Origin of the sequence: Candidatus Vagococcus giribetii, assembly GCF_017316185.1 — a bacterium.
In the GTDB taxonomy this organism is placed as follows: Bacteria; Bacillota; Bacilli; order Lactobacillales; family Vagococcaceae; genus Vagococcus; species Vagococcus giribetii.
The window spans coordinates 14,163-37,478 of sequence record NZ_JAFLVX010000020.1; the positions used below are offsets into that span (position 1 = coordinate 14,163).

Genomic DNA, 23,316 nt, shown 5'->3' on the forward strand with positions numbered 1-23,316 from the left:
CTCTTTTTAATTAACTCTTAGTATTCACTTTTGTTTAAATTTCTAAGTAACTCATCAATATGATTACCATATTGTACTGAACTATCTACTTCAAAAATAAGTTCAGGTGTTTTGTAAATGCTTAGTCTATGTCCTAATTCTCGACGAATTAAGCCACTAGCTTTAGCTAAACCTTGTTGCACTTTTTCTTTTTCAGAAGCTTTATCACTTAAAGAACTATAATAAATAGTTGCTTGTTGTAAATCACCTGTTACACGAACTTCAGTAATCGTAATTTCTGAAACGCGAGGATCTCTTACTTTTTTCTTTAAGATATCATTTACTTCTCTCAAAATCTCTTGAGCTACTCGGCGGTCACGATAATTTGCCATCGTTTATCCTCCTTTTGAGATTATTTTCTCTTAACTTCTTCCATAATGAAGCCTTCAATAATGTCGTCAACTTTAACATCATTGTATTTTTCAATCATGGCACCACATTCAAATCCTAATTTAACTTCTTTAGCATCATCTTTAAAACGTTTCAAGCTTGCTAATTCACCTTCATGAATAACAATACCATCACGAATTAAACGAATGCCGCTTTCACGACGAATGAAGCCTTCTGTTACGTAACAACCAGCAATAGTTCCGACTTTAGAAACATTATACGTTTCACGGACAACCATTTGGCCTGTAATTTTTTCAACAAATTCAGGATCTAACATACCATTCATTGCTGTTTCGATTTCTTCGATTACTTTGTAGATAATACGGTGTAAACGAATATCAACGTTTTCTTGTTCAGCTTGGCTTCTTGCTTGTGGTGTAGGTCTAACGTTAAATCCTACGATGATTGCATTACTTGCTGATGCTAACGTGATATCACTTTCGTTGATTGCTCCAACGGCAGAGTGAACGATTTTCACACGAACGCCTTCTACATCAATTTTGTTTAAACTTGCTGCTAAAGCTTCAGCTGATCCTTGAACGTCAGCTTTAATAATCACATTAACTTCTTTCATTTCGCCATCTTTTAGACTTTCAAATAAGTTGTCTAAAGTCACGCGTTGAGCTGATGAACGTTGCTCTAATAAAGCACGTTTAGCTCTTTCTTCACCCGCTGTACGAGCTGTTTTTTCATCTTCAAAAGTTACAAAACGATCTCCTGCTTGAGGAACATCATTTAAACCAGTGATTTCGACTGGTGCTGCAGGACCAGCTTCTTTATCACGACGACCAATGTCATTTGTCATGACACGAACACGTCCGTGAGTATTACCAACAACAATTGGATCACCTACATGTAGCGTTCCTTGTTGAACTAATAATGTAACAATAGGACCTTTACTCTTATCAAGACGAGCCTCAATAACTGTACCGATAGCGCGTTGTGTTGGGTCAGCTTTTAAATCTTCAACTTCTGATACAAGTAAAACCATTTCTAATAAATCATCAATGTTGTCACCGAATTTAGCTGAAATTGGTACGAAGATTGTATCTCCACCCCAATCTTCAGGAATTAAACCATGTTCTGATAATTCTTGCATAACGCGATCTGGGTTAGCAGTTGGTTTATCAATTTTGTTAACAGCAACAATAATCGGTACACCAGCAGCTTTAGCATGGTTAATAGCTTCAACTGTTTGAGGCATTACACCATCATCAGCTGCAACAACTAAAATTGTAATATCTGTGATACTTGCTCCACGTGCACGCATGCTAGTGAAGGCCGCATGTCCTGGTGTATCTAAGAAAGTGATTGTTTTACCACCAGTTTCAATTTGATAAGCACCAATATGCTGTGTGATTCCTCCTGCTTCACCTAAAGATACTTTTGTGTTTCTTAATGTATCAAGTAAAGTTGTTTTACCGTGGTCAACGTGTCCCATGATAGTTACAACTGGTGGGCGTGTCACTAAATTATCTTCATTAATTGCTTCACCTTCGAAGAATTTATCGATATCAGCCACATCTTCTTGAATTTTTTCTTCAGCATTAATGCCATAATCAGCTGCTAAGATCTCAATAGTGTCTTTATCTAAAGGTTGGTTTTGGTTAACCATAACACCTAGCATAAATAATTTTTTAATAATTTCTGCTGGCTCACGGTAAATTTTCTTAGCAATATCTGCTACATTCATACCTTCTGTATAAACTAATACTTCTGGCAACTCTTTAAACTTACGTGCTGGAACTGCAGGTTTATTAGATGTAGGATATTTCTTTTTACCTTTTTTACCTCTTTTGTTAAAGCGGTTGTTAGGATTTTGACCAAAATTTTGGTTTCGGTTTTTGTTTCCTTTGTAATTGCTGTTGTTGCCACCTTGAGATTTGTTTTGGTCATTCTTTTGAGTAGAATGTGGTTGTGATTGTGTGTTACTTGGTTTGTTTTGAGCTGGTTTGTTACTTGGTTTACTTTGAGTCTTGTTTGAGTTGTTACTTGGGCGATTTTGTTCTTGTTTATTCACAGGCATTTCCTTACTATTTGGTTTATTTTCCACTTTAGTAGAATGAGTTGTTGCTTTTTTTGCTTCTTGTTTTGGTGCTTTATGTTTACCAATTTCATTCTTGATTTTAGTTATATCAGAATCGGCTAAGGTACTCATGTGATTCTTCACATCGATTCCTATTGAATGAGCTTTGTCCACAATATTCTTGCTTGACATCTCTAGTTCCTTTGCCAATTCGTATACGCGTTTTTTACTCATACCATCACCATCCTATTCTTCTTTCATTAATTCACGCATCTTCCTAGAAAAACCATTATCGCAAACGCCTATGATCGCACGACTTTTGCCAATCGCATGACTTAACTCAGCTTTTGTACAAGTAATCATCATAGGTGTTTCATAATAGTGGCACTTATCTGTAAATTTTTTAATGGTGCCTTCACTGGCATCAGTGGCAACAATAACCAAACTCACTTTTTCTTTTCTAACTGATGTTAATGTCGTCTCATCTCCTGAGATTAGCTTCCCTGCTCGAGTAGCTAATCCCAATAGATTTAAAAATTTTTCTTTATTTGTCATGGCCGAATAACTCTCTTCTCGCTTTTTGATGAGTCACATAATCAAGTAACTCTTGGTAAAACTCATCTGTTAATTTTGATTCAAGTACTCGGTCAAGAATCTTGTTGTCCCAACTGCGTTGAACAACATCAGGCTCCATAGAAAGATAAGCACCTCTTCCAGCTAGTTTTCCTGTTGGATCAATTGAGATTTCTCCCTCTTTTGAGCGTACGATTCGAATCATCTCTTTTTTGGGTTTCATTTCGTTAGATACCACACATTTTCTCATTGGAATTTTTCTTGGTTTCATCTATTTCGCCTCCTAATTTCTACTCTTCTGAACTTTCTTCTGTATCAGCTACAACTTCTGTTACGATTTCTTCTGCTACAGCTTCAGTCATTACGTCTTCTAATTCTTCTACTACTTCTTCAACTTCTGCTTCTAAAGCTTCCATTTCAGATTCAGGTTTAATATCAATCTTGAATCCTGTTAATTTTGCTGCTAAACGAGCATTTTGTCCTCTTTTACCAATAGCTAATGATAATTGGAAATCTGGAACAACCACTGTACAAGCGCGTTGTGTTTCATCAAAAATAACATCAACAACTTGTGCTGGGTTTAAAGCATTTGAAATAAAGATTGCTGGGTCTTCGTTCCACTCAACAATATCCATGTTTTCACCTTTAAGCTCATTAACGATTGCTTGAACACGTTGGCCTTTTGGTCCAACACATGTTCCCACAGGATCAATATCAGGGTTATCAGATTTAACAGCTACTTTAGCACGATCTCCAGCTTCACGAGCGATACTGACAATTTCAACTTCTCCGTCGTATACTTCTGGGATTTCTTGCTCAAATAAACGTTTTAATAAATCTGGGTGACTACGGCTTACATATACTTGAGGGCCTTTTGATGTGTTTTCAACTTTATGAATATACACTTTGATACGATCAAATGGTTGGTATGTTTCATTTGGAATTTGGTCGTGTTTTGAAAGAACTGCTTCAATTTTTCCAAGGTTAACATAGATATAACGACTATCTTGTCTTTCTACGATACCTTGCATAATTTCATTTTCATATTCACTAAATTCGTTATAAATAATTGAACGCTCAGCTTCACGGACACGTTGTAAAATGACTTGTTTAGCTGTTTGAGCGGCAATACGACCAAAGTCTTTTGGTGTTACTTCAAAACGAATGGTATCGCCAATTTCATAAGCTGGATTAATTTTAGTTGCTTCTTCTAAACTAACTTCTAATTGGGAGTCCATCACTTCTTCAGTTACTTCTTTCACTGAATAAATATGAACGTCTCCTTTTTTATCATCAAACTCAACTTCAACGTTTTGTGCTTGTCCATAATGACGTTTGTATGCTGAAATCATCGCTGCTTCTAAAGCTTCAATAACAATTGCTTTAGAAATCCCTTTTTCGGTTTCTAGGGCGTCTAATGCGCCTAACATTTCCTTGTTCATGATTCTTTCTTAACCTCCGATATTAAAATTGAATTGCTAATCTAGCTTTAGCAATGTTTTTACGTTCAAACACCATTGTTTTTTCTTGGGTTTTTATTTTCACACGTAATGTTAATTCATCTTTATCAATGCTTTCTAAGAAACCTTGAAATTGTTTTTCACCTTCAACAGCTTGGTAAAACGAAACATTAATGTATTCGCCTAGAGCATTGGTGTAATCCTCTTCTTTCTTTAAAGGGCGCTCTGCTCCTGGAGAAGACACTTCTAGAAAATACGCTTGTGGGATTGGATCTGGTTGTACGGTATCTAACTTCTCACCAAGTTTTTCACTTACAAGAGCACATTCATTGATATCAATGCCTCCAGTTTTATCTATAAATACACGTAGAAACCAATTTTTTCCTTCTTTCACATACTCCATGTCTACCAATTCAAATGATAATTCATCTAGAATGGGAGTCACTAAGTCTGTCACTATCTCGACAACGTTTGCCAATTAATAGTCGCCTCCTTTAAAGTTTTTATGCAGTTCATCAAAAAGAGTGAGCGTCTACACGCTCACTCCTCACACATATCTTACAAAAGTATTTTATCACGTCTCACGAAAAAAAACAAATCTCTTGCTAAAGGTCCTTAAGCTTTTATTAAAACTGTTATTTATTAAAGAAACTTTAACCATTATTTGTTACAGTACCATTACATTAAGAGGTGACTTATGAAACTATATAAAAAAATAACTATAGCAAGCCTTGTCTTAACGGCTGCACTATTTTTAGAAGGCTATCGTGAAAATAGACAATTAGAAAAGTCTTATTACACGATTCATTCCAATAAAGTAACATCAAGTAAACCAATCAAAATTGCTCAAGTCTCTGACACGCAATTTCCAAGACTTAGAGTCTCTATGGACAAACTAGTCAATGCTATTTCAAATGAAAAACCTGATATGATTTTTTATACAGGTGATACCATAGACCGAACAGAAACAATTGATGAAACAGACTTGACCCTGTTTTTAAAAAAATTAACCCAAATTGCACCAACCTTTGTTGTCTCAGGAAACCACGAAACCACTCATCCTGACTACAAACAATGGCTATCGATTATTGAAAATAGTGACGCAATTTTACTAGAAAATGAAGTTAAACAAATGACTGTCAATCAAGACAAGGTCAATGTAGTCGGTTTAAGTAACGGCTCTACTCAACTACCTAAAAAAGAGTTAGACAAAATAGATAGCTCGTCAGAGACTCTAGTCTTAGCTCATCATCCTGAAAAAATGGACGACTACAGTCAACATCTTAAAACAAAAGGTTTTACTGTTTTTAGTGGTCATGCCCATGGTGGACAAATTATTATTCCTGGGATTGGTGGTGTTCTTTCACCTGATCAAGGGTTCTTTCCTGATTACACAGACGGCTTGTACCAAGTCGAAGACAACCATCTCGTTGTTAGTCGGGGCTTAGCTAATAGTAGTTTCCCTGCGAGAATTAACAATTACCCTCATTTAATTTTTACAACTATATCAAACGAAAAAGCAGACAACTCCTAAATAAGAATTGTCTGCTTTTTTTAAAACATATCAAATAATGATAATTGGTTCTCGTCTGGTAAGTCTTTCAACACACCATTTTCAGTCATATACTCAATAATGGTTTTAGAAACTTTACCCCGTGTTGCTAAATCTTCTTTAGAAAGGAACTTGCTTTCCTCTCTGGCAATACAGATTTGTTTCGCCACGTTGGCTCCCAAACTTGGCACGGAACGAAACGGCGGAATCAATGTATCCCCATCAATGATGAAGTTTTCAGCATCTGATTTATATAAATCGATCATGCTAAATTTGAATCCACGTTCTAACATTTCGTTAGCTAGCTCAAGAACCGTTAATAAGTTCTTCTCTTTGGTTGAAGCGTCCATTCCTTTGTCCATGATTTCTTTCATACTTGCTTTTGTTGCATCTTTTCCTTGAGACATAGCAACAATATCAAAGTCATCTGCACGCACACTAAAGTACGCAGCATAGTAAAGAATAGGGAAATGAACTTTAAAGTAAGCCACACGTAAAGCCATTAATACATAGGCTGCCGCATGGGCTTTCGGGAACATGTACTTAATTTTCAAACAAGAATCAATGTACCACTCTGGCACATTATTATCTCTCATCTCTTTTTGCCAATCATCAGGAATCCCTTTTCCTTTACGCACGCTCTCCATAATTTTAAAGGCAATCCCATCTTCAAGTCCTGCATGCATTAAGTAAACCATAATATCATCACGACAACCGATTACTTTAGCTAAGGTTGCTTCGCCTCTTTTAATCAATTCATCGGCATTACCTAACCATACGTCTGTTCCGTGGGATAGACCTGAAATTTGAAGTAACTCAGCAAATGTTGTTGGTTTTGTTTGTTCTAACATGCCTCGAACAAATTTTGTCCCAAACTCTGGAATACCTAGTGTTCCTGTTTTTGAGTAAATTTGCTCAGGTGACACACCCAACACGTCAGGACCAGCAAAAATCTTCATCACTTCAGGATCATCTGTAGGAATCGTTTTGGGATCAATTCCTGATAAATCTTGTAACATCCTAATAACAGTCGGATCATCATGACCTAATATATCAAGTTTTAGGACATTATCATGAATAGAATGAAAATCAAAGTGAGTTGTACGCCATTCCGCATTTTGATCATCTGCCGGATACTGAATCGGCGTAAAATCATAAACATCCATGTAATCAGGAATAACAATAATCCCCCCCGGATGTTGTCCTGTTGTCCGTTTCACACCAGTTGAGCCTTTAGCCAAGCGATCAATTTCTGCTGCTCTAAAGTTAAAATTATTATCTCTTTCATATCCCTTTACAAATCCATAGGCTGTTTTGTCTGCCACAGTACCAATTGTTCCCGCTTTGTAAACATAGTCTTCACCAAATAAAACTTTGGTGTAGTTATGCGCTGTCGATTGATACACTCCAGAGAAGTTCAAATCGATATCGGGTACTTTATCCCCGTGGAAACCTAAGAATGTTTCAAATGGAATATCATGACCATCTTTAAATAAACGGACACCACATTTTGGACATTCTTTTTCAGGTAAGTCAAAACCAGAACCATATGAACCGTCTTCAAAAAATTCAGAGTAATGACATTTTGGACATCGGTAATGAGGAGGAAGTGGATTAACTTCAGTGATTCCTGTCATAGTTGCTACAAAACTTGAGCCAACAGACCCACGGGAACCTACTAAATAGCCATCTTCTAAGCTTTTATGCACTAATTTTTGAGAGATTAAGTAAATAACTGAGAAACCATTTCCATTGATACTTTTTAATTCCTTCTCAATTCGTTTCACAACGATTTCTGGTAACTCTTCTCCATACAATCTGTGAGCTTCGGTGTAACTTAAATTCGTAATCTCATCTTCAGAACCTTCAATTTTCGGTGTATAAAGATCTGTTTTAACTGGGACAACTTCCTCACACCAATCAGCTATTAATTGTGTATTATCTACAACAACCTTTTTAGCTACATCTTTTCCTAGAAAAGCAAACTCATCTAACATTTCATTTGTAGTTCTAAAATGAACTTCAGGTAAGGAATAGCGATTAAGAGGATTGGCTCCCCCCATAGAATTAATTAAAATCTTACGATAAATACCATCTTCTTCATTTAAGTAGTGAACATTCCCTGTCGCAACAACAGGCTTATTCAATGTCTCACCAATGTTAACTAAGTTTTGAATGATATCTTCCATATCTTCATTATTCTTAACAAGCTCAGCTTCAATTAATGGGGCATAAACAGGCTTAGGCATAATTTCAATGTAGTCATAAAACTTCGCTCGTTTCTTAGCTTCTTCGACCCCTTTTTGCATCATTGCTTCAAAAATTTCACCTTTACTACAAGCAGAACCAATAATTAAGCCTTCTCGTAGCTCAGATAGTTTTGAACGAGGAATACGAGGAACTCGGTAATAATAATTAACATTAGACATAGAAATCAACTTAAACAGATTTTTTAAACCTGCTTGAGTTTTCGCAAGAATAGTCACATGGAAAGGACGAGCTCTTTTATAAGCATCCCCCTCACCAATATGTTGATTAAACTCATCGTGATACTCTACTCCAAAATCTTCTTTTGCTTTTTTTACAAATAACCAACATAAATGCCCTGTGGCTTCTGAATCATAAATCGCACGGTGATGCTGTTCCAGATTGATGTTGTATTTTTTAGACAAAGTGTTTAAACGATGTGATTTCATCTCAGGATGAAGTAATCTTGACAACTCTAACGTATCAATGACTGGATTGGGTGCTTCAGGCATGTCGTATTTTTCATAACTCGTATTTAAGAATCCCATATCAAAACTAGCATTATGGGCTACTAAAATATCATCGCCACAAAACTCTTTAAACAACTTAAGGACTTCTTCTTCTGACTTAGAGCCACGAACCATCTCGTCTGTAATTCCTGTTAAATTAATCGTTGTCTGAGATAAGGGATGACCTGGATCAATAAACTCTTCAAAGGTATCAATCACATTTCCTTTATGCATTTTAACCGCAGCTAACTCAATAATCGTATCGTAAACAGCTGATAGACCTGTCGTCTCAACGTCAAACACCACATAAATAGCATCTGTTAAGGCAACATGTTTGGGCATGTAAGCAATAGGAACACCATCATCAACTACATTGGCTTCGATACCAAATAAAACTTTGACACCGTGTTTTTGACCTGCATGATAAGCATCAGGAAAAGCCTGCGCCCCCGCATGGTCTGTGATAGCAATTGCCGGCATGCCCCATTTTCCAGCTTGAGCCACTAAATCCCCTACTCCACTAATGCCGTCCATAGTACTCATATTAGTATGGGTATGTAGTTCTACTCTTTTTTCATTTTCAGGAGCAGTGTCTTTTCTCGTTGCGTGTTTGACTTCAATTAAATCCTGGCAGTTCATCACTAAATCACGCATGAAGGTATCTTCCTGGATACTTCCTCGTACCTTTAGCCAAGAACCTTCTTTAATCGCATCAAAAACAGCAACATCTTTATCGTTATTTGAGAACTTTTTAACGGAAAATGAAGACGTATAATCTGTCATCTTGATAATTAAAATCTTTCGTCCAGAGCGCAAGTCTCTAACTTCTTTAGAAAAAACAAACCCTTCAAGTGTCACACGACGTTCTTCTTCAAAAATATTCCCCATTGGCGTAATCATTTCATCTGCAGGAATAGATCGTCCTAATTGAATTGGACCAGAAAGAGGTGCCACTTCAGCCTTTTGTTTTTGCTGTTGTTCATTTTTTTCAATAGCTTGAGCCGCTTGTTTCATCATTTGCTCTGTTTGTTCTTTTTGTCTTTCATCAAAGGCTTTTTTGATTGCTTCTGCTTTTTGTTCATCCATTTTAGGTTGGAACTTAAATTTCGGAAACCCAAATTTTTGATAACTGTCCACAATAAATGTGCCATATTGTTGTGTAATATAATCAATCATGCCCTCATTTTCAACTAACAATACCACTTGTTGATCTTCTAAAAAAGGTGCTTGTGTTGCTAACTTTTGTCTAACAACTGGTGTGACACAATTTTTATCTTTTAATACTTCTAACCAATAGTCTTGAAGTAACTCATTAGTATACGTCTCATTTTTAGCTGCTATTTTAATACTGACATTAGCAATTGACTGAAACGCCATTGTTAAGCGATTAGAGAATTCTTGATACAAAGAAAAGGGTAAAATCTCTGAAAACTCTAAGTAAAACTCCCATAAGCGACTTTTCTTATGAACTTTTACTTCTTTAATTTCTCCAGATTTTAACGTACCTGTTGTATCTTGTTCTAACTCTAATCCAATTTGATTTAGTAATTGAGAAAATAATTCCTTCGAATTCATAGCCATTCAATCACGCCTCACTTTCTCATTTATTCTACATGAAAAAGGACCTTAGCAAAAGCCTAAACATCTGCTAAAGATCCCTTTATTTAATTATTTAAGATACTTAAAATATCATGAAGCTCTTCTCTTCTAACTTCTAGCATTTCTTCTGTTTTCTTAATTTTAACTTCAACAATGCCTTCTTCAGCTTTTTTACCTACCGTAATTCTGAAAGGCGCTCCCACAAGGTCAGCATCTTTAAATTTAACGCCAGGGCGTTCTTTACGGTCATCAAGAAGGGTATCTACTCCTTTAGACATCATCTCTTTTTCAATATCAAGTGCTAGTTGCCACTGAATCTCATCATTTGGATTAATTGGAATAATATGAGCATCAAACGGCGCAATTCCTTTAGGCCAATTGATTCCTGTTTCATCTGCATTTTGCTCAGCAATAGCTGCTAACAATCGGCTAACACCAATGCCGTAACAACCCATTTGAACTGGAATAGAACGACCATTCTCATCTAAAACCGTAGCCCCCGTCTTCTCACTATAGAAAGTTCCAAGCTTGAAGATATGACCTAGTTCAATTCCCTTCGCAAATTTCAGAACACCTTGACCGTCTGGAGAAGGCTCACCCTCTTTAACTAATCTAAAATCTTCATAATATTCAACATCAAAGTCTCGTCCTGGCGTCACGTTAATGATATGATAACCATCTTCATTAGCACCAACCACGCTATTCGTTAACTCTTGAACGTACATATCTGCAACAAGTTTAATGTCATCAGATAAACCAACTGGGCCTAAAGACCCAAAATTAGCACCTAAAATGCTTTTGGCTTCTTCTTCTGTAGCAGCTTCAAGGAAATCTACACCTAAAAAGTTTTTAAGTTTAATGTCATTTAACTCATGATCTCCTCTTAAAAGAACAACAACAGGTTTGTCATCTGCCATAAACAATAAAGACTTGATTGTCTTCTCAGGTGATATATCTAAAAATTCGGCCAACTCTTGAATAGTTCCCACATTAGGTGTTTCAACTTTTTCTTGTTCTAAAAGAGGCTCATGAGATTTTTTTCCTGTATACAAGCTTGTTGCCATTTCTAAATTTGCAGAATAATCACTTGTATCAGAATAGACAACTGTATCTTCACCAATTTCAGATATTCCCATAAATTCTTTTGAATCATTACTTCCCATGGCACCACCGTCACCAATGATTACACGGAAATCCAAGCCACATCGTTCGAAAATTTTCACATAAGCTTGTTCGAAAGCTCTAAAGCCTTCATCAAGACTTTCTTTTGTACTATGAAATGAGTACGCATCTTTCATAATAAACTCGCGACCTCTTAATAGGCCAAAACGAGGTCTTTTTTCATCTCGATATTTTGGTTGAATCTGATACAAGGACATAGGTAACTTTTTGTATGACGAAATATCATTTCTTATTAGATCAGTAAATGTTTCCTCATGGGTTGGTCCTAAGACAAACTCTTTACCATTTGAGTCATTTAATTTCAACAAAGCATCGCCATAAGTTGCATATCTGCCAGATTCTTTCCATAACTCGGCAGGAATTACTGCTGGTAGTAGCATTTCATTCGCACCAATTGCTTCAAATTCTTCTCGCATAATTTGTTCTAATCGTTTAATCACTCGGTATGCTAGTGGTAAATAACTATAATAGCCACTTGATACTTGACGAATGTAGCCACCTCTTAAAAGCATTTGATGACTAATAACCTCTGCATCACTTGGGACTTCCCTTAAAGTGGGCATAAAAAATCTTGACTGTCTCATCTTTAACAAACTCCTTTTTACTGTTTATTGAATAAAGAACCTCTGAATATCGTTCCAAGTCACAGCAATCATTAATAACAACAGGATACCAACACCAATCATTGTAATCATGACTTCTTTTTCTTGACTTAGAGGTTTTCCTCTAACACCTTCAAAAATATTTAAAGCTAACTTACCACCATCTAATCCAGGTATAGGAATTAAATTCATGATACCTAAGTTAACTGATAACATAGCTGTAAATGATAAAATGGCAATAAAACCACTATTTGATACTTGTTCTGATGCTTTAAAGATCATCACAGGTCCACCTAATTTATTTAAGCTGAAATCTGTCACTAAGTTACCTAGTGCTTTAAAAATCATTAATGAATTAGCAAACGTCTCAGTTACACCATATTTGAATTTCTCAAATAGAGATAACTCTTTATATTCAGGAGAAATCCCAACCATACCTTGCTCTGGATTTTCTTTGCTAGCTGCAGGAACTACAGGAATATTTTTAGTTTCACCTGATTTCTTTTGAACGAGTAAATCAACTTTTTTATTTGCATTAGGTGAAATTTCACTTGAAAGCTCATTAAATGTGCTTGTTTTCTTACCATTTACTTCTAGTATTTTATCGCCAGATTCAATCCCAGCTTTTTGAGCCACACTATTATCGACTACTTTTCCAATGGTATTAGAATTTTGATACATCCCGCCCATTAAAAAAGCAACTAAGGTAAACAAGACAAATGATAAGATAAAATTATTCATTGGTCCAGCAAAGTTAGTCATCATACGACGGCCTAATGAAGCAGACTGAAATTGTACGTCTCTTGGAGCGATTTGAGTTTCTAAACCGTCCTCTTCTATAATAGTTGCGTTATGTGCCACTTCAAATCGTTTTTCTTTTGTCTCGTCTCCGTTTTCATAACCCGTAATAAATAAGTCATCTACTAAATCATACTTAATGACTTCTACAGGGACACTATTTGGTAATTGTACTTTTTTATTTGGGTTAATTTTGATAACCACACCATTTTCATCTAGTACAAGTGATACGGGCATTCCAGGTGCAAGTTCTACCTCTTCGTCTGCCTCACCTGCCATACGTACGTAGCCACCAATGGGTAACATACGAATCGTATAAGTTGTTTCATTTTTTCGGTGATGGAACAATTTTGGTCCCATTCCTATTGCAAATTCTCTCACTAAAATTCCGCCTCGCTTGGCGAAAATAAAATGTCCAAACTCATGGACTAAGACTATAAGTCCGAAAACAAAAATAAATGTTACGATTGTACTTACCATTCATCTAATCCTTTCTGAATCAATCTAATTTAGAATATACCAACAAGATGCATTAACGGAAATACAAACAACAAACTATCAAACCTATCTAAAATCCCACCATGACCTGGTAAAATATTTCCTGAATCTTTTACGCCATAATGACGTTTATAAGCTGATTGAACCAAATCTCCCATTTGTCCAACAACTGAAAAAATAGCTGTTAATGGTAACATAATTAGTAGATTGTAATTAGCCATTGGCCAAACTAATAGATACACTAACGCGACTACTACTGCACAAATCACACCACCTAAAGCACCTTCAATCGTTTTGTTAGGTGAAATATGTGGAGCTAATTTGTTCTTACCAAATTTCATTCCGCAGAAATAAGCGCCAATATCTGTTGACCAAACAACTAATAAAGCAAACATTAATACGGTCACACCTGATTCTCTTGCTAGAATGAAGTTTTGGAAACCAAAACCAACATATAGACTGACTAATACAGGAAAGGCTGCGTCATCAAAGGTATAACTATTCTTTGAAAAAACAGGTACCATTAGAATAAACATCACGATCAAATAAAATAAAGTGATATTAGTTACAGTATCTGGTAAAAAGTTGAACCATGTTGCTTTAGGAAGAACTAGAAGAACACTGGCTAAAATAGCTAATACACCTTCTAAACTTTTAATTTCTAAACCCTTCATATTAAACAATTCGTAAACGCCTACTCCTGCCATAGCTGCTGCTAAAAGTTGAAGAGGCATTCCGCCAATAGCCACTAAAGGAATGAAAAAAAGTAGGGCTACAACGGCTGTAATAATTCGTTGTTTCATCTTAAAAACTCCTTTATTTTTTCGCTTTCACATCGCCAAAACGACGATTTCTACTTTGGAAAGAACCAATAGCATCTTCCAAATGTTGAGATGTAAAATCAGGCCAGTACTTATCTGTGAAAAATAGTTCACTATAGGCAATTTGCCACAATAAGAAATTACTGATTCTCTCTTCACCACTCGTTCGGATTAATAAATCTGGATCTTGTAAATCAGGACCTAAACTTGCAGTCATTAAGTGCTTTGCAAATTCTTCTTCTGTGATTTCCTCTGTCAAACGCTCTTCTTTGACTAATGACATAATGTCATTCACAGCAGTTAAAATTTCTGCTCGACTTCCATAATTCAAAGCAAAATTTAGAATCATCCCGGTATTATCTTTTGTTTGCTCAATAGCATTTTCCACTGCTTTTTGCGTGTGCTTTGGAAGGCTCTCTTGATAGCCCATTACTTGAACCTTAACATTTTCTTCTATTAGTTCAGGAACAAACACATCAAAGAAGTCCACAGGTAATTTCATTAAAAAATCTACTTCTTCTGTTGGACGTTTCCAATTTTCAGTTGAAAAAGCATAGAGCGTTAACACTTTAACACCTAACTGACTAGCGTGTTTCGTGATGACCTTAACGTTGTTCATCCCTTCTTTATGACCAGCAATTCTTGGAAGGAAACGCTTTTGAGCCCAGCGACCATTACCATCCATTATAATAGCAATATGCTTGGGTATTTCTTTATCAGTATCGAAAGATCCTAATAGTGTTTCTTCGTTATTATTATTTTTTAAAAAATTAAACATGATGAAGCCCCCTAAAAGACTATAATTACTTAAACTACCTTTTCTATTGTAGCAAAACCTTGATAAAAAGCCTATATAAAAAGAAAAATATCCCTTTATTTAAGGAAATTGTAAAATATCAAGCCTAAATAATAAAAATCGTGGAAATTTGATTTAAACTTCCACGACTTTGATTATTAAACTTCTAATAACTCTTCTTCTTTTTTAGCAACAATGCTATCAATATTTTTTGTACTAGCATCTGTCAATGTTTGAACATCTTTTTCTAAATTGTGTAATTCGTCTTCAGAAATATCTTTTGATTTTTCTAATTTTTTCAATTCATCAATTGCATCACGACGAATATTTCTAATCGCCACTTTTGCGTTTTCGCCATTTTTACCAACTTCTTTAGCTAGCTCTTTACGACGTTCTTCTGTTAATTGAGGAATGACTAAGCGAATGATTGAACCATCATTTGTTGGGCTGATTCCAATATCACTTGCTAAGATAGCTTTCTCAATGTTTTCTAATGCACTTTTATCAAAAGGAGTAATCATTAAAACACGTGCTTCTGGAATTGAGATTCCGGCAATTTGATTTAGTGGTGTTGGTACACCGTAGTATTCAACTTGAATACGGTCTAAAAGACTTGCATTAGCGCGTCCTGCTCTGATTTGGCCTAACTCACGAGTTAAGCTTTCTTCTGACTTCGTCATTTTTTCTTTCGCATCGTTTAAAATTACGTTTTGCATGTTATTTCCCCCTTACAGTTGTACCGATTTGCTCACCTAAGCAAACTCGTTTGATATTTCCTGGTTCATTGATATTAAACACAACTAATGGAATATCATTATCCATACTTAAACTACTTGCAGTTGAATCCATTACTGATAATCCTTTAGAAATCACATCTAAATGAGTTAGTTCTTCAAATTTAGTAGCAGATGCATCTAATTTAGGGTCAGCTGAATAAACACCATCAACGTTATTTTTAGCCATTAAGATAACATCAGCATTAATTTCTACTGCTCTTAAAGCGGCTGTTGTATCTGTTGTGAAATAAGGGTTACCTGTTCCTCCAGCAAAAATAACCACACGACCTTTTTCTAGATGACGAACTGCACGACGTCTGATATAAGGCTCAGCGATTTGACGCATTTCAATTGATGTTTGAACACGTGTTGGAACACCTTGGTTTTCTAATGTATCTTGTAACGCAAGTCCATTCATCACAGTTGCAAGCATTCCCATGTAATCAGCTTGAGCTCTTTCCATACCCATTTCAGCGCCAATATTTCCTCGCCAAATATTACCACCACCGACAACGATAGCCACTTCAACACCTAAACTGTGAACTTCTTTAATTTCTTTGATTAATTCATTCACAACTGGTGGGTTAATACCAAAGCCTTTCTCTCCTGCTAGGGCTTCTCCACTAACTTTAAGTAATATTCTGCGGTATTTTGGTTCTGTCATTATAATTCCCTCCGTCTAATATCTGTACCTAATTTTATCATAAATAGGTTCATTTTTCCCTAAAAAAAAGGAGCGCAAATATCATAACAATAATAGATGCGTTCCCATAAACTTCCTGTTATTTCATTTGGCTAGCAACTTCAGCAGCGAAATCTTCTTCGCGTTTCTCGATTCCTTCACCAACTTCAAAACGTACGAAACCTTTAACAGTTCCGCCTTTAGAAGCTACAAATTTTTCAACAGTCATGTCTGGATCTTTAACAAATGGTTGGTCAACTAAACAAACTTCAGCTAAGAATTTGTTCATACGGCCCATTACCATTTTTTCAACGATATTAGCAGGTTTTCCTTCGTTTAATGCTTGTTCAGTTAAAACTTTTTTCTCATGTTCTAACTCTTCAGCAGATACTTCGTCTTTAGTTACGTAACGAGGGTTGATAGCCGCAACGTGCATAGCAACGTCTTTAGCAGCTTCTTCGTCTGTAGTTCCTTCTAAAGTAACTAATACAGCGATTTTACCACCCATATGTAAGTAACCACCAAAGGCAGCGTTATCTTCTTTTTCAACAACTTCGAAACGACGGAAGCTGATTTTTTCACCGATAACTGTTTGAGCTTCGATTAAATCTGTTTCAATTGTTCCTTTTTCAGTTTTAATAGCCATAGCTTCTTCCATTGTAGCTGGTTTGTTAGCAGCAATTAAAGTAGCAACTTCTTTTACTAAGTTTTGGAATAATTCATTTTTAGCAACAAAGTCTGTTTCTGAGTTGATTTCAACGATTGCAGCTGTATTTCCATTGATAGCAACGTTTGCTAATCCTTCAGCAGCGATACGATCGTTTTTCTTACCAGCTTTAGCCATTCCTTTTTCTCTTAATAAGTCAATAGCTTTTTGTAATTCTCCTTCAACTTCAACTAATGCACGTTTGGCATCCATCATACCAACACCAGTTAAGTCACGTAATTCTTTAACCATAGCAGCTGTAATTTTAGACATGTATTATTCCTCCGATTTTTTTTAGTTAAGTAAAAAACTGTCCCAAGCAATGAAAACTCTAGGCTACTTTGTTCACCTTGACCTTCGTAGCCTGAGACAGCCAATTTTATTTAGTAATTATTCAGCGTTGTTTCCTTCAACAGCTTCAACGATTTCTTCGATTGAAGTTGCTTCAGTTGTTTCTTCAGCTGAGAATGATTCTTCAGTTACTTCATCTTCGCCTTGACGTCCTTCGATAAATGCGTCAGCCATTTTAGCTGAGATTAATTTAACGGCGCGGATAGCGTCATCGTTTGATGGGATAACTACATCAATTTCATCAGGGTCACAGTTAGTATCAACCATAGCCACGATTGGAATATTTAATTTATGAGCTTCTTGAACTGCAATACGCTCTTTACGAGGGTCAACGATAAACATAACGTCTGGGATTCTTGGCATATCAGCGATACCGCCTAAGAATTTTTCTAAACGTTCACGTTCTTTGTTTAATCCTGCAACTTCTTTTTTAGGAAGAACTTCGAATGTTCCTTCTTCTTCCATTTTGTTGATTTGTTTTAAGCGAGCAATACGTTTTTGGATTGTATCCCAGTTAGTTAAAGTTCCACCTAACCATCTGTGGTTTACATAGTATTGACCAGAGCGGATAGCTTCATCTTTAATAGCTTCTTGAGCTTGTTTTTTAGTACCTACGAATAAAGCGATTCCGCCTTCTTCAGCTACATTTCTCATGTAGTTGTAAGCATCGTCTACTAAACGAACTGTTTTTTGTAAGTCGATGATGTAGATTCCGTTTCTTTCTGTGAAGATGTATTTCTTCATTTTAGGGTTCCAGCGACGTGTTTGGTGACCAAAGTGTACACCAGCCTCTAGCAATTGTTTCATTGAAATTACTGCCATTTTTGTTTCCTCCAATTGGTTTTGTATTTCCCTCTCAACTGTATCCTCTCTTAATAGAACTAAAAATAATTTAGCACCACTATTAAAATCACAGGTGATGTGGATTAGTGTTTTTAACACCTTAATTAATATAACCTAATCAATCAGATATTTCAACTATTATCTGTTAACTTTTTCATTTTTAGTCATTTACCTCATTCATTCGATCAATTTCTCTGTCAATCAATAAGATAGACAATTTAAGAGCCTTGACTCTTTCGTTTGATAAAGTAATTTGTGCGGTTAGTTTTTTCCCTTGGGCTTCTTTTTCTTCTAAACTCACAATCGCTTTTTCAATCTTATTCAATGTAGAAACTAGTGATTTTTTTGCTGCAATATAATCTGTCAACTGATATTCTTTCACGAAACACACCTTCTTTTCTTCTATAATTATAAAACGGCTTATGAATCATGGTCAATCATAGTTCAAAAATGATAACTATCCTATATTTTTTTACTTTGTTTCTGCTTTCTACTATAATAAACCTATCAAATAAAGGAGTGACATAACGACATGACAACTTTTTATTGCGTCAGACATGGTAAAACAGAATTCAACTTAAACAGAGTGTTTCAAGGTGGTCTTGCAGATTCCCCTCTTTTACCTGAAGGAATTGAAAATGCCAAGAAAGTTGGCGAGCATTTAAAAGACATTACCTTTGAAGCTGCCTTTGTTAGCCCACAAACAAGAGCCCAAGACACAGCTAAGAACATTTTACTTGGACTAACTTCACCCCTTGAACTCAATACAGTCAAAGATTTAAGAGAAATGGAGTTTGGTGAGTGGGATGGTCAGCCTGAATCTATTTATGAAAAAGAAGAAGAATTTCAAAATCTAGTTCATTGCCCTCATTTATATAACCCTTCTGAATTTGGCGGTGAAACATTTGAAGAATTAATCGAGCGCGCTTTAGCTGTCTTTAAAAAAATCAGTCTTGCCTATCCAAACGGTAATGTATTAGTTGTTTCCCATGGTTTAACGCTTCAATCCATCCTTAAGCACCTTGATGGCTCGTCTATTGCTGATATTAGAAGTGGACGTTTACTTGATAACACAAGTATCACTATAATAGATAACACAAAAGATTTTGATACTTATGAAATGGTTAAATGGAATGACACAAGTCACTTAGCTTAAATTTTAGTATTAAATCATTTCTTTTCATGATAAACTAGTTTGGTTCATCAATGTTAAGGAGTGAGATAGTTGCTAAGTAACAAAGTTAAATCATTAGTTTATCTATTAGATCGCTATGAATGGATTAGTTGGATTAGCGCCATGATTATGATGGCTGTTAGTATTAATTTATTTATCCACTATTCAGCTCAAGCATTTGAGATCATTATTATTATTGGTCTAATGGCTATATTAAAAGGTTTCTTAAACTTCCATATTTGTTTATCCCTTGATTTAGCAACACATAAACCAAAAGGTATTATCTCTTTTGTCTATGTGGCTCTAATCAATATCTTTATTGGGATTACCTTGATACTAAATTTATTAACAAGTCCTCTCTTGCTAATTCTATTGGTATCAGCATGGATGGCTATTGATTCCTATCCGTATATCCAATTTATCATTAGAAATAAAATCGGTTTTCAACATAAATACAATCCATTTATTTTTAGCTATCTAGCTATTTTAATCGTGATTATTATGCAAGTAATGACACTAAAAACAACTGCTTATGGTCCAGCCTTAACAACAGGAAGTTTTTTAATGTTATCTTGTTTAAATTTATTTCTACTCAAAAAAGAAAGCAAAGCAGCTTAATCAAGCGCTTTGCTTTTTTTATATTGTTTTTGTAAAACGTATAAACTAACTAAAAAAATAAAGATAATAATGGCTTTAGTCACGTTTAATGTCAGAAAAGCTGATTCATCTACATGCTTGTAAGTATACAATTGTAGAATCTCATCGATGGTAATTGTTTTAAAATAAATCGTTGCTAAATACATAATAAACATCATTATTAATTGATGAAGGACACTGCCCACATTTGTTAGTCTGTATTTAGCTAACAAGCGATGATCTTTTGGTAGTTCTGCTTCAAAATACACTAATTTATTCAATCTTAAATTTAACTGTGACGTAAATAAACTTAACAAAAGAATACCTACATAAAAACTAGGTGACCATAAAATTAACAATAGCCCACTTGCTATTCCTAACACAATGACATTCACTATCTTCGTATCTAAGTAACGCTTTAGTAAACGAGAATAAATCATTGGCGCTAAAGTGATTGCCACTAAATAAATCAGATAGATTTTATTAATCGCCATGCCACCTTCTTTAATCAATTGATAGAAAGTACAAAAAACAAGAATAAAGTTAGTTAACATCCCTTTAAAAATAATCATTCTGGTCAATAAAGGTGATAAACGTCTTTCTGGTTTAGTCTTTTTAACAAAGAAAAAGTACAATATAATTAATGTTGCTAAAAAGAGGAAAAAAATAGGTAATGAATCTGCTATACCTAGTTTTTTATCAATTTTAATAATAAAAATAACAAAAAATCCTGTTATAAACAAAAACAAAGTTTCAAATACTGGATACCTGACTTCTTCGGTATCTTCAACTATCTCATAATGAGGATACGCTCTTAAGATAGCAAGTAGTAAGGCTAATGATAGAGCTAAAAACAGAAACGTTAATGAAATTGAATATTTGATTAATCCAAATAGAGCTAACGCATAGATAATAGCAAAACCAATTGAATACAAAGGATCTTTTTTCCCTGAACCAAAATCATTGTATGTCTTTTCATGAAATTGAACGGTTAAAAAACTTGGATAGAGTGTTCCTGAACAAATACCCAAAAGTGCTCCTGATAACAACCCAAAATAAATATTACTTTCATACAAACTTCCCATAACAGAGCCAATGATGCCAATAATAATCGATCCCTGTAACAACTGATTTACCGTGATTGGCTTCAATCGTATTAAAAATAGGACTGTCGTTTTAAAACTATAATATAAAATCAAAGGCAACACATATTTATCAATGTCACGATACTTAAGATATATCTGCGCCAAAATTAAAACTGGAAATAAATTCATACCGTTTGTCAAAACAAATGGGATAAAGCGAAGGGAAAGTAGAAAGTGTTTGTTTTTTTCGCTCATAAAACCCTCCTCATGGTGTTAATAATTACATTATACTTGTTTTGTTACTAATAAAACATCTTTTTCTTGACACTAACCTTACGTAACCCCCTATACTTCTAGTTAGAGGTGATAAGGATGTACTTAATTATAGAATTTGCTAACTTAACCGGTGTGACTGTTAGGACTCTTCGTTATTACGATGAGATAGATCTACTTAAACCTCATCAAGTTAATGAAGCTGGTCACAGAATCTACACTGAAAAAGAAAGTAAACAACTACAACAAATCCTATTTTTGAGAGAATTAGACTTTTCTCTAAAAGAAACAAAAGAGCTTTTAGCCAATGAAACCAACCAACTTGCTTTTTTTGAAGAACAACGATTAGCTCTTATTGCCAAAAAGGATCACTTAACAGATATTATTCACTTAATCGAAGACACGATTAAGGAACAGAAAGGACAATTAAACATGACTGACTCAGAAAGATTTAAAGCTTTTAAAAACAAACAATTAAAAGAGAACCGTGATAAATACGGCCAAGAAATCATTGATACGTATGGACAAGAGTCTCTTGAATCATCAGAAAAAAAATACCAACAACTATCTGAAAAAGAACTTTTCGGAGAAATGCCAGAAATCGAATCAGAGTTACTTGATTTATTAAAAGCAGATGTCGTGATTCCTTCTGATAGTGCCGCACGCATCTATGCTCTTCACGCCAAATGGCTTAGTTTTTCATTAGATTTGACACCACAGATTCACTTATCTTTAGTTGATATGTATTTATTAGATGATCGCTTTAAAGCCTATTACGATGACAAATCAGGTGCCGGAGCCACACAACGTTTACATGATATAGTTCATTTCTACAGTAAATAATCGTGATTTTTGATAATTAAGGACCTTTTCAGTTATAATAGTGGTTATAACCAAGGAGGTATTTTTTATGATTAACATTAAACAAATTGTAACTGGTCCGATTCAAGAGAATTGCTATGTTATTTACAGCGAAAAGCAAGCTTTAATCGTCGATCCAGGTGCAGATGGTGACTTAATAAAAACAACAATCGCTTCTCTTAATGTGACTCCAGTAGCTGTTTTAATTACACATGCTCACTATGATCACATTGGTGCTCTTGAAGAGATTCGTTCTGAATACAATATTCCAGTTTATATCAGCCCTATCGAACAAGATTGGTTGACAGATCCAAGTCTAAACTTATCTGGGTTAACAAGACACGATGATATTCCTGACGTGGTTTGTCGCCCAGCAGAATTTGAATTTAATAACTATGATAGTTACACACTTGGCGACATGACTTTTAAAGTGGTCCCAACGCCAGGGCACTCACCAGGAAGTGTTAGTTTCATTTTTGATGACTTTGTGGTTACAGGAGATGCTCTTTTCAGAGGAAGCGTTGGACGAAGTGACTTACCTATGGGAGATGGCGCTCGCTTACTACGAGGCATCCAAGAAGAATTATTCACTTTACCTGATTCATTCAAAGCTTTTCCAGGTCACGGACCACAAACAACTATCAGACGTGAAAAAGAAACCAATCCATTTTTTAATTAAATAAGACAAACAAGAGGTTGACTCACATGTCAGCCTCTTGTTTTTTACTGAATTTTCTATACTAGTTAGCGAATAAAAAGTCTGGTTTATTCCCCAACCTAACAAAACTGTTAGAAAATTTTACTGGTGTTATCATCTATTATCATCTAAAATGATAT

Annotated in this window: 22 protein-coding genes; 5 read left to right on the forward strand and 17 right to left on the reverse strand. The window is 35.2% G+C overall.

What is annotated here, in order from left to right; all coding sequences use genetic code 11:
- Positions 1 to 17 precede the first annotated feature (17 nt).
- The 6 genes from rbfA to rimP are packed head-to-tail and all read right to left on the reverse strand — an operon-like array spanning position 18 to position 4,966.
- Complete coding sequence (gene rbfA / locus DOK76_RS08230) at positions 18 to 371, reverse strand: 30S ribosome-binding factor RbfA (RefSeq protein ID WP_206966679.1); 354 nt, start codon at positions 369 to 371, stop codon at positions 18 to 20.
- A gap of 20 nt (positions 372 to 391) precedes the next feature.
- A complete protein-coding gene (gene infB, locus DOK76_RS08235; protein WP_206966681.1) occupies positions 392 to 2,689 on the reverse strand; it encodes a translation initiation factor IF-2 in 2,298 nt (765 codons plus the stop codon).
- 12 nt (positions 2,690 to 2,701) lie between these two features.
- Complete coding sequence (locus DOK76_RS08240; RefSeq protein ID WP_206966683.1) at positions 2,702 to 3,010, reverse strand: YlxQ-related RNA-binding protein; 309 nt, start codon at positions 3,008 to 3,010, stop codon at positions 2,702 to 2,704.
- Positions 3,000 to 3,299, reverse strand: a complete 300-nt coding sequence (gene rnpM, locus DOK76_RS08245) for an RNase P modulator RnpM (RefSeq protein WP_206966686.1) — start codon at positions 3,297 to 3,299, stop codon at positions 3,000 to 3,002. The genes DOK76_RS08240 and rnpM overlap by 11 nt, the downstream gene beginning before the upstream one ends.
- Positions 3,300 to 3,318: 19 nt before the next feature.
- The gene (gene nusA / locus DOK76_RS08250; RefSeq protein ID WP_206966688.1) at positions 3,319 to 4,470 is read right to left on the reverse strand and encodes a transcription termination factor NusA; all 1,152 of its coding nucleotides are present in this window, start codon (positions 4,468 to 4,470) and stop codon (positions 3,319 to 3,321) included.
- Positions 4,471 to 4,492: 22 nt separating this feature from the next.
- The gene (gene rimP, locus DOK76_RS08255) at positions 4,493 to 4,966 is read right to left on the reverse strand and encodes a ribosome maturation factor RimP (RefSeq protein ID WP_206966689.1); all 474 of its coding nucleotides are present in this window, start codon (positions 4,964 to 4,966) and stop codon (positions 4,493 to 4,495) included.
- 219 nt (positions 4,967 to 5,185) lie between these two features.
- Here rimP and DOK76_RS08260 point away from each other — a divergent pair, with 219 nt between their 5' ends.
- Positions 5,186 to 6,022, forward strand: coding sequence for a metallophosphoesterase (locus DOK76_RS08260; RefSeq protein ID WP_206966691.1), 837 nt, complete (start codon positions 5,186 to 5,188; stop codon positions 6,020 to 6,022).
- Between the two features lie 20 nt (positions 6,023 to 6,042).
- Here the strand turns inward: DOK76_RS08260 and DOK76_RS08265 are convergent, their stop codons facing one another.
- The 10 genes from DOK76_RS08265 to DOK76_RS08310 all read right to left on the reverse strand — a co-directional run bounded on the left by DOK76_RS08265 (position 6,043) and on the right by DOK76_RS08310 (position 18,832).
- Positions 6,043 to 10,377: a PolC-type DNA polymerase III gene (locus DOK76_RS08265; RefSeq protein ID WP_206966693.1), complete on the reverse strand. Its 4,335-nt coding sequence runs from the start codon at positions 10,375 to 10,377 to the stop codon at positions 6,043 to 6,045.
- An 83-nt stretch (positions 10,378 to 10,460) separates the two neighbouring features.
- Positions 10,461 to 12,161 (reverse strand): proline--tRNA ligase, encoded by a 1,701-nt coding sequence (locus DOK76_RS08270; protein ID WP_206966695.1) that lies wholly within the window; start codon positions 12,159 to 12,161, stop codon positions 10,461 to 10,463.
- Positions 12,162 to 12,185: 24 nt separating this feature from the next.
- Entirely contained in the window at positions 12,186 to 13,457 is a 1,272-nt protein-coding gene (gene rseP / locus DOK76_RS08275) for an RIP metalloprotease RseP (protein ID WP_206966697.1), read from the reverse strand.
- Positions 13,458 to 13,486: 29 nt separating this feature from the next.
- Positions 13,487 to 14,278, reverse strand: coding sequence for a phosphatidate cytidylyltransferase (locus tag DOK76_RS08280; protein WP_206966699.1), 792 nt, complete (start codon positions 14,276 to 14,278; stop codon positions 13,487 to 13,489).
- Between the two features lie 13 nt (positions 14,279 to 14,291).
- Positions 14,292 to 15,074, reverse strand: coding sequence for an undecaprenyl pyrophosphate synthase (uppS, locus tag DOK76_RS08285; RefSeq protein WP_206966701.1), 783 nt, complete (start codon positions 15,072 to 15,074; stop codon positions 14,292 to 14,294).
- 176 nt (positions 15,075 to 15,250) lie between these two features.
- Positions 15,251 to 15,808, reverse strand: a complete 558-nt coding sequence (frr, locus tag DOK76_RS08290; RefSeq protein ID WP_206966703.1) for a ribosome recycling factor — start codon at positions 15,806 to 15,808, stop codon at positions 15,251 to 15,253.
- 1 nt (position 15,809) lies between these two features.
- Entirely contained in the window at positions 15,810 to 16,532 is a 723-nt protein-coding gene (gene pyrH / locus DOK76_RS08295; RefSeq protein WP_206966705.1) for a UMP kinase, read from the reverse strand.
- A gap of 118 nt (positions 16,533 to 16,650) precedes the next feature.
- Entirely contained in the window at positions 16,651 to 17,529 is an 879-nt protein-coding gene (gene tsf, locus DOK76_RS08300) for a translation elongation factor Ts (protein ID WP_206966707.1), read from the reverse strand.
- Positions 17,530 to 17,646: 117 nt separating this feature from the next.
- Entirely contained in the window at positions 17,647 to 18,429 is a 783-nt protein-coding gene (gene rpsB, locus DOK76_RS08305) for a 30S ribosomal protein S2 (protein ID WP_206966709.1), read from the reverse strand.
- A 181-nt stretch (positions 18,430 to 18,610) separates the two neighbouring features.
- The gene (locus DOK76_RS08310; protein WP_206966711.1) at positions 18,611 to 18,832 is read right to left on the reverse strand and encodes a hypothetical protein; all 222 of its coding nucleotides are present in this window, start codon (positions 18,830 to 18,832) and stop codon (positions 18,611 to 18,613) included.
- A 150-nt stretch (positions 18,833 to 18,982) separates the two neighbouring features.
- Here DOK76_RS08310 and DOK76_RS08315 point away from each other — a divergent pair, with 150 nt between their 5' ends.
- Positions 18,983 to 19,606, forward strand: coding sequence for a histidine phosphatase family protein (locus DOK76_RS08315; RefSeq protein WP_206966713.1), 624 nt, complete (start codon positions 18,983 to 18,985; stop codon positions 19,604 to 19,606).
- Positions 19,607 to 19,675: 69 nt separating this feature from the next.
- Positions 19,676 to 20,242: a hypothetical protein gene (locus DOK76_RS08320; RefSeq protein ID WP_206966715.1), complete on the forward strand. Its 567-nt coding sequence runs from the start codon at positions 19,676 to 19,678 to the stop codon at positions 20,240 to 20,242.
- Here the strand turns inward: DOK76_RS08320 and DOK76_RS08325 are convergent.
- Entirely contained in the window at positions 20,239 to 21,600 is a 1,362-nt protein-coding gene (locus tag DOK76_RS08325) for a hypothetical protein (RefSeq protein WP_206966717.1), read from the reverse strand. The genes DOK76_RS08320 and DOK76_RS08325 overlap by 4 nt on opposite strands.
- A gap of 117 nt (positions 21,601 to 21,717) precedes the next feature.
- Between DOK76_RS08325 and DOK76_RS08330 the strand changes: the two genes are divergently transcribed.
- Entirely contained in the window at positions 21,718 to 22,461 is a 744-nt protein-coding gene (locus DOK76_RS08330) for a MerR family transcriptional regulator (protein ID WP_206966720.1), read from the forward strand.
- Positions 22,462 to 22,528: 67 nt separating this feature from the next.
- Positions 22,529 to 23,158, forward strand: coding sequence for an MBL fold metallo-hydrolase (locus DOK76_RS08335; protein WP_206966722.1), 630 nt, complete (start codon positions 22,529 to 22,531; stop codon positions 23,156 to 23,158).
- The last annotated feature ends 158 nt before the right edge of the window (positions 23,159 to 23,316 follow it).